General features: G+C 45.3%; 11 protein-coding genes. 5 read left to right on the top strand and 6 right to left on the bottom strand.

Annotated elements, in window-relative coordinates:
- Positions 1-59: 59 nt before the first annotated feature.
- The 3 genes from H1230_RS14825 to zwf form a co-directional block, all read right to left on the bottom strand.
- Positions 60-1436, bottom strand: coding sequence for a sensor histidine kinase (locus tag H1230_RS14825; protein ID WP_239716560.1), 1377 nt, complete (start codon positions 1434-1436; stop codon positions 60-62).
- Positions 1429-2112: a response regulator transcription factor gene (locus tag H1230_RS14820; RefSeq protein ID WP_239716558.1), complete on the bottom strand. Its 684-nt coding sequence runs from the start codon at positions 2110-2112 to the stop codon at positions 1429-1431. Before H1230_RS14820 ends, H1230_RS14825 begins: the two co-directional genes overlap by 8 nt.
- Before the next feature lie 143 nt (positions 2113-2255).
- Positions 2256-3788 carry a glucose-6-phosphate dehydrogenase gene (gene zwf, locus H1230_RS14815; protein WP_239716556.1) on the bottom strand — a complete coding sequence of 511 codons (1533 nt, stop codon included), beginning with the start codon at positions 3786-3788 and terminating at the stop codon, positions 2256-2258.
- Positions 3789-4239: 451 nt separating this feature from the next.
- Between zwf and H1230_RS14810 the strand changes: the two genes are divergently transcribed.
- Positions 4240-4689: a GNAT family N-acetyltransferase gene (locus tag H1230_RS14810; RefSeq protein WP_239716554.1), complete on the top strand. Its 450-nt coding sequence runs from the start codon at positions 4240-4242 to the stop codon at positions 4687-4689.
- A 43-nt stretch (positions 4690-4732) separates the two neighbouring features.
- Here the strand turns inward: H1230_RS14810 and H1230_RS14805 are convergent, their stop codons facing one another.
- Positions 4733-6322 (bottom strand): glycoside hydrolase family 43 protein, encoded by a 1590-nt coding sequence (locus H1230_RS14805; protein WP_239716552.1) that lies wholly within the window; start codon positions 6320-6322, stop codon positions 4733-4735.
- 127 nt (positions 6323-6449) lie between these two features.
- On the opposite strand from H1230_RS14805, the gene H1230_RS14800 reads away from it, so the two are divergent.
- On the top strand, positions 6450-7304 hold the full coding sequence (locus tag H1230_RS14800; RefSeq protein WP_239716550.1) for an AraC family transcriptional regulator: 855 nt from the start codon (positions 6450-6452) through the stop codon (positions 7302-7304).
- Positions 7305-7311: 7 nt separating this feature from the next.
- On the opposite strand, the gene H1230_RS14795 is transcribed toward H1230_RS14800, so the two are convergent.
- Positions 7312-8754 carry a glycosyl hydrolase family 28 protein gene (locus tag H1230_RS14795; protein WP_239716548.1) on the bottom strand — a complete coding sequence of 481 codons (1443 nt, stop codon included), beginning with the start codon at positions 8752-8754 and terminating at the stop codon, positions 7312-7314.
- A 261-nt stretch (positions 8755-9015) separates the two neighbouring features.
- Between H1230_RS14795 and H1230_RS14790 the strand changes: the two genes are divergently transcribed.
- From H1230_RS14790 to H1230_RS14780, 3 genes are all read left to right on the top strand, one after another.
- Positions 9016-10122: a glycoside hydrolase family 88 protein gene (locus tag H1230_RS14790; protein ID WP_239716546.1), complete on the top strand. Its 1107-nt coding sequence runs from the start codon at positions 9016-9018 to the stop codon at positions 10120-10122.
- 231 nt (positions 10123-10353) lie between these two features.
- Complete coding sequence (locus H1230_RS14785; RefSeq protein ID WP_239716544.1) at positions 10354-11019, top strand: histidine phosphatase family protein; 666 nt, start codon at positions 10354-10356, stop codon at positions 11017-11019.
- An 8-nt stretch (positions 11020-11027) separates the two neighbouring features.
- The gene (locus H1230_RS14780) at positions 11028-11360 is read left to right on the top strand and encodes an HIT family protein (RefSeq protein ID WP_239716542.1); all 333 of its coding nucleotides are present in this window, start codon (positions 11028-11030) and stop codon (positions 11358-11360) included.
- Between the two features lie 47 nt (positions 11361-11407).
- On the opposite strand, the gene H1230_RS14775 is transcribed toward H1230_RS14780, so the two are convergent.
- The gene (locus H1230_RS14775) at positions 11408-12481 is read right to left on the bottom strand and encodes a Gfo/Idh/MocA family protein (protein ID WP_239716540.1); all 1074 of its coding nucleotides are present in this window, start codon (positions 12479-12481) and stop codon (positions 11408-11410) included.

The raw sequence follows: 12481 nt of genomic DNA, 5'->3' as shown, positions 1-12481 counted from the left end.
TCCCTCCTCTATCTGACCACAGTATAAAGCCCGAATTTGTCCTCAGTGTGTACTGAGGATTACAATTCGAGCTTGGTGTAGATTAGGGGGAGCCATACGGTAAAGGTTGTTCCCTCGCCCGGCTTGGAGCTTACTTCAATCTGACCGTGATGCAGATCGACAATTCTTTTGACGATTGACAATCCGATTCCGCTGCCACCTACTAGCCGGTCTCGTGATTTATCGATTTTATAAAAAGGTTTAAAAATATGGCTGAGCTCCTCCTCTGGAACTCCAACACCATTATCGGCCATCTGAACTACGAGCTGATCCCCTTTTTCGGCAGCTGTGATTGTGATCCGTCCACCTGAACCCGTGAATTTGATGCTGTTACTAATCAGGTTAGTCCAGATCTGGCTAAGCTTATCCTCGTCGGCTACGATGCTTAGAGGCTGTAGTTCGAGCTCAACATTAATAAGCTTGACTGACCATTGCGGTTCAAAGGCGATTACGATTTTGCGAAGCTGTTCATCTAGAGAGTAGCGATCCGACTCTAGCTCAAAATGCTCATATTCTAGCGTAGATAATTGCAGCAGATCCCCACTGAGTCGGGATAGACGATCACTTTCCTCTTCAATAATATTCAGCAGTCGCATTCGACTGGGCTCATCTAATTGCTTGTGCTTCAGCGCTTGCGTAAAGCCTTTAATAGAAGTTAATGGGGACTGGATTTCATGGGACACATCTGAGACAAACTGTTTGCGGATAGCCTCAAGCGTTCCAAGCTCCTGTGCCATGACATTAAAGCTGCGCGTCAATTCGCCAATTTCATCCCTCCGCTTCGTGTGCAGGCTGACTGTAAAGTCCCCTTTTGCCATTCTTCGGGTCGCTCGGGTCAGTAGCTGTAAAGGACGTACTATATAAGTAGCTGCGATGAGAATGAGCACACTGCCAAAGCCCAGAATGAGCAATAGTTGAGTCTTCAGGAAACCAGCAATCATGCTAAACAGTTCTCCTAATTCAGGTGTGATAAACAAGGCTCTGGAAGAGCCATTCACGGAAAAAGGCAATCCGACTGTCAGCCCTCCATTGCCTTCATGCAGGTTACTACGATACACGCCACCCTGCAGCACACTTTGAAGATGGACTACGTCCCGTACATTTTGCTTATCCGATGCTTCCCCGCTGGTATATAACTGTATTCCTTCGCTATCATACACACGAACTGAGTATAACGGCAAAGATGATATCCCCTTCATCAGAGAATCCAGATTATAGTCATCTGCTTGCTCATAGGCCTGAATAATCACTTTGCCGCTTAAGATCATATTATCCTGTACCGCTGATTGCATCTGTCCCACATATAATCGGTTAATTAACAGTGAGGCTGCAAAAATACTGAGAATAACGGCGCCCAAAAAGATGACTACAACCCGGACGTACAGTGATTTAATCATGAAGCACCTCTAGCCGGTAGCCCATTCCTCTCAGTGTAACAATTCTGAAATCCGCAGTATATTTCTGGAACCGTTCCCGCAGCCGTTTGATATGTGTATCTACAGTCCGCTCATCGCCATCATATTCGTAGCCCCAGATTTGGCGAATCAGCATGTCCCGGGTAAAAATCTGGCCCGGATTGCTAGCCAGCTGGCAGAGCAGCTCGAACTCCTTTAGTGGGATGACCACGGATTCGCTGGAGTCTGCAAAATGTACCTGATAGCTTTTCTTATCCAAAATAACTCCACCTAGTCTGATCGTATGCGAGGTCGATATGCCGTAACGTTTGAGCAGAGCTTTCACCCGCATGACCATTTCCATCGGATCAAAGGGCTTTACGAGATAATCATCCGTGCCTAGGCGAAAGCCTTTAATCTTATCCGCCGGCTCACCTTTTGCCGTAATCATCAGAATGGGCTTATCCCCTGCCTCCCTCAGTCTCCTGCACAGCTCCCAGCCATCCATTCCGGGCATCATAATATCGATAATGATCAAATCCACTGCATTGTTCTCATAATATTCCCAGGCTGCTGCACCATTGCTTTGCTCTATAATCTCCATACCTTCATCTTCCAGAAAAAGCTTTACCAGCTCGCGGATATGCGCCTCATCATCCACCACCATAATTGCCGTCATTCCAATTTCACCTCATGCTTCTATTGTTCGCCCATGTTATCACTCCATTCTACCCTACTATTTTGAACTAAGGGTGAACGGAATATTACATTCGTACAGCTAGAAGTGCAGGTGGATAATTTATATAAAAAAAAGCCAAGGGCTTAAGCCCCTGGCCGTATAGATTGTTGTTCTTTTGCTGGTAATGGGATTATATTATCCTCCACCGCATCGGAAACGGCGTCCTGCCACCAGCGATCACTCCCCAGCAGCTCCATCGCTGCATCCGGACCATAAGTGCCGGAAGAATAAGGGTGTAGCGGTAAATCCCCTGCTTCAATGGCATCAATAATCGGCTGAACCCACTGCCAGGACAATTCCACTTCTCGCCAATGTGCGAAAAAGGTCGCGTCCCCACGCAGCGCATCATAAATCAGGTTCTCGTAAGCCTCAGGCATATCCGCGTTGCCCGATTGATATTTAATCGGAACAGGCTCCAGTTCACCATGCCGCAGAGGATCTTTGGTATTGAGCTGCAAGGTAAGCGCTTCGTCAGGTCCAATATCAATGATCAGTAGATTGGGGTCCTGCGTGCTTCTATTTAAATTATGGTAGTCATTAAAAGGCTCTTTGAATTCAATGACAATCCGTGTAGATTTCTCTTTCATGCGTTTGCCGGTACGAATGTAAAAAGGTACTTCGCTCCACAACGGATCTTCAATCCATAATCGGGCCGCAATAAAAGTCTCAATCTGCGAGGTAGGCGCAATATTGGGTTCTTCCGTATAACCAACAACCGGTTTGCCTTGAATTTCACCAGCGGTATATTGTCCACGAACTACATGCTGTGCCAAATCTTCTTTCAGCAAAGGCCGCACAGACTCCATCACATGTCTCTTTTTGCTGCGGATCTCCTCTGGTGTACTTCCCTTGGGAAGCTGCATGGCAATCATCATTAACAGCTGTAGCATATGATTCTGGAACATGTCGCGCAGCGCGCCTGCCTTATCATAATAACCGGCCCGTTCTTCAACTCCAACCGTCTCACTGGCTGTAATCTGGACGTTGGCAATATAGCGGTTTTTCCACAAAGCTCGGAGCACGGGGTTCGAATACTTCAGTACTTCAAGATTCTGCACCATCGGTTTCCCCAGGAAATGATCAATCCGGAAGATCTCTTCTTCCTTAAAAGTAGCGCTCAGGCTCTCATTCAACACCCTTGCCGATTTCAAATCTGTTCCAAAGGGCTTCTCGATAATCAGGCGTTTCCAGCCCTTGGTCGAACCGAGTCCGCTTGAATTGATATTGGAGGCAATTTCTTCAAAATATTCAGGACCAACGGATAAGTAGAACATTCTATTCTCCTGTAAATGAAGCTGTTGTTCCCGCTGACGAACATGCTGTAACAACTTCTTATAATCCTCTGGTCGCCCTACATCAAGCACGCTATATTCAAAGGCCTGTAGAAATTCCTGCAATTCTGCGGAATCATCTGTTGGCCGTCTAGAAAAGGTCTGCAAAGAATTCAGCACTTGAGCCTGAAAAGCATCTTTTGAAATCTCACGTCTGCCGAGACCGATTACCGAGAAGGGAGTGGAAATTTTTTGATCAACGTACAGATTATACAAAGCCGGATATATTTTTCGTTTCGCCAAATCTCCGGTAGCGCCAAACAGCACAAAAGTTGATGATTCCACTTTCATTCCTCCCGTTGTTAAGAAATATTTATTAGCTTACAATTTATTACTCGCAAACTTTATAACACTCATCATACGTCTGTAACTTTCATTCGTCAACCTCATTTCGACATTTACGAAAGTTCTTATTTTCACAATGTTTTCCGAGTTCTCTATCTCAAATAAACCAGCGACAGACTAGGACGCAAAAGTAGAGTCCTTGTCTGTCGCTGGTTTAATAGTTTACTGTCTTCATTAGACTAAGTTCATAAAAGGGTTGTTACTACCCCTGCGCAGTGGGACGAACAACTATTTCACCCACATCAATATCTGGCCTACAAACTGCATGGCACAATAAAGCCCCACAAGCTTTTGTACCGCGCTTGTGGAGCTTTATTGTTCGGCTAAATCAACATTTCCATATGCTACCAAGTGAGTATATAATACAAGAAAAATAAGGGGTGAACTAACGTTGAATAATAAAGCTGTAATTAGAGCTATCAAACAAGATGAAGTACATAAACTACTGGATTTATATAAATACTTACATGAAGAAGATCCTGAACTTAATCTATTGGAGATAAATTCACTGTGGGAGCAAATATACAATAACAAGAACATGCACTACTTAGTAGTCGATGTAGAGGGTCGATTGGTGGCCACTTGTGTGTTAACCCTCATTCCAAATCTAACCAGAAACGCCCGTCCGTTCGGAATAATAGAAAATGTCGTAACTCATCCTGATTTCCAAAGAAAAGGGTATGGAACCAAACTGCTAAGAAAATCTCTAGATATTGCTTGGGAACATAATTGCTACAAAGTAATGCTGCTGACAAGTTCAAAAGAAGAAGGAACCTTGAGATTCTATGAAAACGCAGGTTTCCAAATGGGTGTGAAAACAGGCTTTATTGCTACTCCATAGCCTTAATTACAGCATTATACGCTTCATCTCCAGTAATTCTCTTTCAAGAATTAAGCGCCTTATATTCGAAATAATCAAAATAAGCCGGCTTCGCCTGTTGATCCATATCTTGGGCACAAATACCGGCATACGAGCCGGTAAAACCCAACTTCCCGCCGTATTCATCCGAAAGAGTGCCGAAGTCAAGCGGTGTGCAGACAGCCGTCCACTGTTCTCCGTCCGGGGAAGCGTAGAATATAAGCTCACGACCGGAAATCTCCGCTCGTAAATAGTATCGATCCCAATCTATGACTGAAATTTGCATCGAGGAAATCTCATCATATTTGCCGCCCTTGCACAGTACGACCCCCAGACTTATCCCTCTGATTTCATCAGCCGTCACACGCAAATAATAATAGTCGCTATCATCGTAATAGAGCACCAACCCCGCCATTTGCAGGAAATTATCCGGTATGAATTCCAGACAGGTGGATATGGAGCATTCAAAATGCTGAATCGGCCTGCCTACCAGACTCTGATCAAACAACGATGCCAGTGAGTCTCTTCCTCTAAGACGCAAAAATCCCGGGCGCTCGCTCAGGCTTACCCACGATTCGGCAAAGGGAACCCGCAAGCTCTGATACGGAAAACCCAGCTCCGCAGCATCAAAATCATCTCGATCGGGCAGCGCAGGAAAAGGATACTCCGGCAGATCCGGTGCCTGCGTCTTTAGCGCAGGCAGTTTTCCGCCATGTGCCAGACGCAGCCAGCCGTCTTCCGTCCATTCGCAGCGTTGAATCGCGGTCTCTCGCCCTAGCGGATTCATTGTTGCAGTCCCTGGAATCGGACGTGTGCATAAATGAGCCATGTACCATTCACCGGACTGCGTCTCCACGAGTGAACCGTGACCTGCCTGCTGAAAGGGGAAGGTCAGATCATGGGCCGTTGTCATAATAGGATAATTAGGGTCCGTTTCATAAGGTCCGGTCAGGTTGCGGCTTCTCGCCAATGTAACCATGTGATTCACTCCGGTACCACCTTCAGCTGCCAGCAAATAGTAATAGCCGTTGCGCTTGTACATTTGCGGGCCTTCCGTTACGCCTATTGGCGTTCCTTTGTAAATCTCATGAATAGGTCCGGTCAGTTCACCTGCCTCCAGATCGTATTCCTGCATAATAATACCTGAGAAGTTGCTATGATTCTTGCGGAAATCCCAGCGCATGTTCAGCAGCCATTTTGTACCGTCGTTATCATGGAAGAGAAATGGATCAAATCCGCTGCCATTCAGCCTTACAGGTGCACTCCAAGGCCCCATAATGTCAGTCGCCGTAATCAAATAGTTACGTAAATCCTTGTACACACTTTTCCGAGATTTCACGTCAGTAAACAGTAAATAATAAACGCCATGATCAAAGGATAGCGCTGGCGCCCAAATCGAACCTGAGCTGCCGTTGCCTCGCAGATCCACCTGCGCAGACTCGGTGAGCACGCGTGAAAGGGAATGCCAATGAACCAAATCTCGGGAATGATGAATTTCTACACCTGGAAACCATTCAAAGGTAGATGTAGCAATATAATAATCATCACCTACGCGTATAAAAGACGGATCGGGGTGACAGCCGGCCAACACCGGATTAACAATCATTTGAGTCATGATAAATCCCTCCTGGACGATTAGATAAACCATAGATTATTTTTGATTTCATTGTATCGCTTACATCGAGATCAAAGTTATGCTAGGATATAATAAAATGTTGATATCTTGTCATGATGGAGGAGCTATGAAGCAGCTATTTGAACCTGTCTTATTCGAAGACTCGCAGAGCTTAATATGGAATTATAGAATATTTACGGACGACTATTACAAGGGCTATTATCACTGGCATCAGTGCTGTGAAATTATGTATGTGCATGCTGGACAGGGAAATGTGGTCGTTAATCAACAAATGTATGATATCCGCGCGGGTATGCTGTTTTTTTTCCAGCCTTATCAGTTGCACCGGATTTATTCGGATGTCTCTCCCGCTTGCCCCTTTGAACGTTCTATCTTTTATATCGATCCCCATGTAGCTGAGAACCTCCTGCAAGGCTTTGCCAAGCGCAAAACTCTATTCACAGCATTATGGCAGGGTAAAGAAACACTTGGTGCATTCGATCTTCAGGACCGCAGGGATATTGTGGAGTGGATATACGAGAATTATGAGCAGTGCAGCCGCAATACAGAAGCAGACTCGGAGAACATCACTGTGTTTCTTCTGCAGCTGTTAAGCAGCATAGGCACCGGAGACCAAGCCTTACTCCATTCAGGTGAACTGCGGAGCCTTCGTTATTCCGAGAAAATCATGAGCTGGATCGAGGAGCATTACCACGAGGAGGTTAATCTGGAGCAACTGGCTGAGGAGACTCATTTGTCCAAGTCCTATGTCTCGCGGATTTTCCATCAGGAAACAGGCGGTCGGCTTGTTGATTATCTGACTGCACGACGAATCAAACAAGCCTGCCGCCTATTGGGAACGACAGATCTGCCTGTGGAGCGGATTGGTATTGCTGTTGGTTTTCCAAACGCTTCCTACTTCAATCAATTATTCAAAAGAGTGCTCGGGACGACTCCGCTTAAATATAGAAAAAGTAATTAGCGAGCGATTATTCAACAACAAACTTTATATCCTCTGTGTAAGAGTTGATATTTACCCACTCAGACCGTGGCGCTGCCAGCAGCTCCCCGTTGAGCAACAGATTGATAAAGGTTATACCCTTAACGACTCTTTCTTCGTCAAATCCATAAATTCTTGAGGGCTTGACGTTGTTCCCGTTGAACTGGACATCACGAAAGGTAATATTCTCGATCCTTGTACCCGGTTCCGGATTATAATCCTTGTTCTGGATGACGCGAAGATCGAACAACTGCCCCATCGTGATTCGCTCCACACGGATATTCTTATAGAGCACATTGCGCACTGTATTACGGTCACCAGCGTTGATTGCCAGTGCTCCCCAATAATTCTCCTGTGGCTCGTGATGCTCCAGAATATCAATGTTCTCAAATATGATATTTTCAATGATATCCCCACTGCGCTGATGGTCGCCATGTGTGCCGATCATCAACGGATGAGCCACATCTGCCCAGAGAATGGAATCGCGCACACTAATATTGCGGCTATCCCCATAGAAGTCCCACCTTGAGCCGTAAATAGCGATGCAATCATCTGAATTGCGCATAAAGACATCTCGGATTATAATCTCTGAACTTGACATGATATCAATGCCGTCCGACCAACCCCGTGTGCTGAACGATTTGAAATTGTTAATCTCAACCTCTTCCGACTGCCCGATAAAAATGCTGTAATGCGGCGGATCGATAACCATAATCCCCTCTACACTAACATTGTGCGAGAAAATAATTCGTACGCCACGAAAGGCTGAATAACGGTGAAAGGCAGCCAAATAAATCACTCCGCGCCCGCGGATGCAGACATCTTGGACTCCTTCGCAGACCAAAGAGCCGACCAGCGTCGAACCTCCCGCAAGATAAACCGTAGTTCCCGATGGAATTGGCAGCACTGTTTCTTCTATATAGTGTGCGCCAGAAGTGAAATACAGCACCTCTGGTTTAAAGCCTGTGCTAACAGCAGGAGTATTCAACAGCCGCAATAAATCTGCTGTGCGGTGAATGCCCGGTTTCACTAGAACTACATTAGACTCACCCGGCAACGGAGGTTCCACCTCCCGTGGATTGGCGAAGAGATGGAGATTTCTGCAGAGATCTCCATTGATTTCAATCGAGAGCTTTTGCGGACCGCTTACACGAAAGCTAATGGTTTGCCCACTCTGTATGTAGGCAATGCTCTGTGAGGCTGGAGCGATATTTACGCTTGTTACTTCTGAGTAGAGGCAAGTGACTTCCACATCTGCAGCACCCTCCAGATCAAAAGAAGCCATAGATGCTGGACGGACCTCATGCATGTCTACCTTTACTTCATAGATAAACAGTGGCTGCCATTCCCTTCCGATCAGACGTACCCTGACCTTGAAATCCTCCCGCCCTGGTATATCTTTGAGGGCATCATATACTTGTAAATAACTCATAAGGCTATTCTCTCCCGGGCTGCATAAATGCACAGTATGTTTCTTTCTGATCAATGGCTTGGTAAAGGTTCCTGTATTTTCGTCCTCATTATATCGCTTCCCTATGGAATAAAGTTTCAATGTGTTATGCGGAAATGTTCCTATATTGTGATTATCAGCATCATGACAATATTTGAATATTTTCTAATATAAAATCACAACTTCCCCAGCCATTTGCGGGCTATACTCATGACACATTCTAAAACACTGGAGGCAGTAAAAATGAATTTACCTTATTGGCAGGAAATTATGAACAAGCTCGATACAAAAGTTGAACGCATGATAGAGCAGATCGGTGATAAATGTCCCCATTTCGCTGGTGAGGACGGCAAATTTGACGATATCGGCTCCGACTGGTGGACAACCGGTTTTTGGCCGGGTATCCTCTGGATTATGCATGACATGACCGGAAAGGATTCCTACAAAAAGGCGGCTTGGCACTGGGATGGAACTTTAGAGGAATGGTTTGTTAAGCACACAGTTGAGCTACATCACGATGTAGGCTTTCAGTTTCTCCCAACCGCCGTTATCAAGCACAGCATCACTGGTGACGAGGATGCCCTGCGCAGAGGAATTGAAGCTGCCAACTTCCTTGCCGCCCGATATAATCCTGTTGGGAAGTTCATTCGGGCCTGGAATGAGGATAAATACGGCTGGGTCATCATCGACTGTATGCTGAATATCTCTCTGCTGTTCTGGGCCAGCAAAGTAACAGGAGATCCACGATATAAGCATATTGCAATTAGTCATGCCGAAACGACCATGCAATATGGCATCCGCGAAGATGGCTCGACCAAGCATATCCTCTCCTTCGATGCTGAAACAGGAGCTTACATTGAGAACTTTGGTGGCCAGGGCTACTCTCCTGAATCGTCATGGAGCCGTGGAACGGCTTGGGGTTTATACGGCTTCATCAACACCTACCGTCATACAGGGGATGTACGTTTCCTGAATACGGCGAAGCGAATTGCCCATTATTTTATTTCTGCCCTGCCTGAGGATCAGGTTCCTTATTGGGATTTCCGACTGGATAATGATGAGCGGATGTTCAGAGACAGCTCGGCGGCCGCGATTGCCGCATCAGGACTGCTTGAGCTTGCCGATATCGTCCCTCTGGGTGAACAAAATCTGTATGCAAGCGCAGCCGAGCGCATCCTGCGTTCACTGACCGAGAATTATGCTACCTGGGATCAGCCGGAGCATGAAGCTATACTGCTGCATGCAACAGGCAGCGGCACCTCTTTCATTGATGTGTCAGTCATTTATGGAGATTACTATTACGTTGAAGCTGTCGCCAAATTAAACGGCTGGAAGCAACGGATTTTCTAAGGAGAACAGCCAGCGCATAAATATTAAGCACAGCTAAACAAAAAGGCAGTCCGTAACCTTAATGATTTGGATACGGACTGCCCTTACTTTAATTTCGCAGAATTTAGATATCAGAAAAAAATTTCACCCCTGACATAGAATTAATTTACAGATTACCCCATATAAAATATACTTTCCTTATTGAAAGTTCAGAAGTACCGATACCCAACCATTATTGGCGAGGGTATTTTTATGTGGGCACAAAGATTTTTATTTGAAAGGATGGTTGAGGTGAGAAAAATTATTCTTATTCAACATTGTCAATCAGAGCATCATATAAATAATATGTCGGGAGGATGGACAGATACACCATTAACTGACCTGGGAAGAAAACAAGCAGATCTGGTTGGTTTAAGTTTGATTAACACTCTGGATCATGATGCATACACTTTGTATTCTTCAGATTTGCTTCGCGCAAAACAAACAGCAGAAATAGTAGGGTCACACCTGAATTTACAGGTAATTGAAGATAGCAACCTTCGAGAAATCAATACCGGAATCGCTGCTGGAAAAACAAAGGATTGGATAAGAGACAACAGGAACCCGCGAATAGGCAGCGATTTTGACATGGATTATCAAGAATTTCAAGAGGGTGAGACATGGAGAGAATTCTATAGTCGTATATGTTGCTGCATGGAAAGGATATGTAATACAGAAGAGAAAGATCTAATAATCGTAACTCATGGCGGGACATTGGCTTATATCATCGCATGGTGGATGAATTTTCAACCACAAATGCTCAGTAAGGCATATTTCTCAGCGTCTGTAGGCAGTATTTCAATACTAAATCAGAATAGTTATAAGCAAAATGTCTTAAGCGTTTTAAACGATACCGCTCATCTATCCCTACTGATATGAGGATAATTATGAATCAAGATTTTTATTGCGATGAAGTGCTAAACGGTAAGACTCCAGTAAACACAGTATTTGAAACTGACTCCGTACTTGCCTATCATCATACACAACCTTTTTATGATCATCATATCGTTGTAATTCCGAAAATACATATTTCATCGCTAATCTCTGATGAAGCAGAAAACACAGGACAATTGCTATTAGAAATGATGGAAGTTATTAAAAAAATAGCAGAGGAAATGGTTAATAAAACAGGAGCATCGAAGATCATCACAAATTTAGGAGCGTATCAGGATACAAAACATTTACATTGGCATGTGGTAAGTGGTAATAAAATTAGATAAAGCCCCCATTCAGGGGGCTCGCTCACCGCATATACTGTAAAATACTCCTACCGCGCCCATCGTTGCTGCGGCGCGATAATAGTTTCTCCGCTTTGAATGGCTTTCTCGATCATCATCCCCAGATAATAATCCTGAGCAGCCTCTGCCAGGCTATAGAATCCCGGTCCACCCGAGACGTAATCGGCCATCTTTTGCAGGCAGCTGGCAATGGCGATTTCATCATCGTACAGTCTGGCGGGAGCAAATGGATTGTCGTAGAGCCATTGTTCTCCGCACAGGATGCCTTGCAGAAAATAACCTTCCGCGTTCTCCAACTCTCCTTTATTGACTCGCTTCAGCTCTAATTGAAGTGGAATCAGGTTGTCCTGCTGAATCAGGACGCGATTATCGAAGATTTCACCTCGCTCCCCTTTGACGGATAGATGATTCGAGCGAATCCAGGAACGATGCTGATCCTTGGTGAAGTCATAAATCCCTAGCGAATCACCAAAATCCAACCAGGCTAAATCCCTTTGAGAGGGAATCAGCTTATCTTCCGTCGGCGGACCACTGCGTGTAGGTCCATTAATCCACTCGGATTCAAAGCGCATCGCTCTTATTCGCACTTCCTCAAAGGTAACACCAAGCATTTTGCGAATTAAGCTTACACCATGATATAGATGCGAGATAGAGACAGTGGTTTCTGTAATTCTCCCTAACTTCCCCGAACGAATAAGTGCCAAACGCGCCTCTTGTATGGGATGAAGGTGGTATTGTTCTGCTACTTGAATATGTGCACCAGTAACAATTAGTTTGTCATAAAGAAGTTCAAGGCCCGGCAGATCCGGTGCAGGCGGCGTTTCCGACAAGGCTGGAATCCCGGCCTCAGCCAGCTTCAATAAATATTCGAGACCTCCAGCCCCGCTTACCGAAACGACAACGAAGTCAGGGCTTTCATACTTCAGCAGATCTTCCAGAGAACGGTAGGTGGGAATGCCCCATTTCATTGCCATGTCTCTGCCTTTGACCTCATTCCGCACGACCATACCGCAGATTTGGAAACGTTCGGGCAAGGCTTGGACGATTCGGAGGAAATATTGCGCCCGAAAGCCCGATCCACCAATAATACTGAATTTCACCAT

Source organism: Paenibacillus sp. 19GGS1-52, assembly GCF_022369515.1.
Taxonomy (GTDB): domain Bacteria; phylum Bacillota; class Bacilli; order Paenibacillales; family Paenibacillaceae; genus Paenibacillus_AQ.
This window is presented reverse-complemented; position numbering and strand designations above follow the sequence as displayed.

What these genes read in the sequence shown, in the direction of transcription:
- H1230_RS14825 (WP_239716560.1), bottom strand. Translation starts at nt 1,436, where the DNA reads ATGATTAAATCACTGTACGTCCGGGTTGTAGTCATCTTTTTGGGCGCC.
- H1230_RS14820 (WP_239716558.1), bottom strand. Translation starts at nt 2,112, where the DNA reads ATGACGGCAATTATGGTGGTGGATGATGAGGCGCATATCCGCGAGCTG.
- H1230_RS14805 (WP_239716552.1), bottom strand. Translation starts at nt 6,322, where the DNA reads ATGACTCAAATGATTGTTAATCCGGTGTTGGCCGGCTGTCACCCCGAT.
- H1230_RS14800 (WP_239716550.1), top strand. Translation starts at nt 6,450, where the DNA reads ATGAAGCAGCTATTTGAACCTGTCTTATTCGAAGACTCGCAGAGCTTA.
- H1230_RS14795 (WP_239716548.1), bottom strand. Translation starts at nt 8,754, where the DNA reads ATGAGTTATTTACAAGTATATGATGCCCTCAAAGATATACCAGGGCGG.
- H1230_RS14790 (WP_239716546.1), top strand. Translation starts at nt 9,016, where the DNA reads ATGAATTTACCTTATTGGCAGGAAATTATGAACAAGCTCGATACAAAA.
- H1230_RS14785 (WP_239716544.1), top strand. Translation starts at nt 10,354, where the DNA reads ATGTGGGCACAAAGATTTTTATTTGAAAGGATGGTTGAGGTGAGAAAA.
- H1230_RS14780 (WP_239716542.1), top strand. Translation starts at nt 11,028, where the DNA reads ATGAATCAAGATTTTTATTGCGATGAAGTGCTAAACGGTAAGACTCCA.
- H1230_RS14775 (WP_239716540.1), bottom strand. Translation starts at nt 12,481, where the DNA reads ATGGTGAAATTCAGTATTATTGGTGGATCGGGCTTTCGGGCGCAATAT.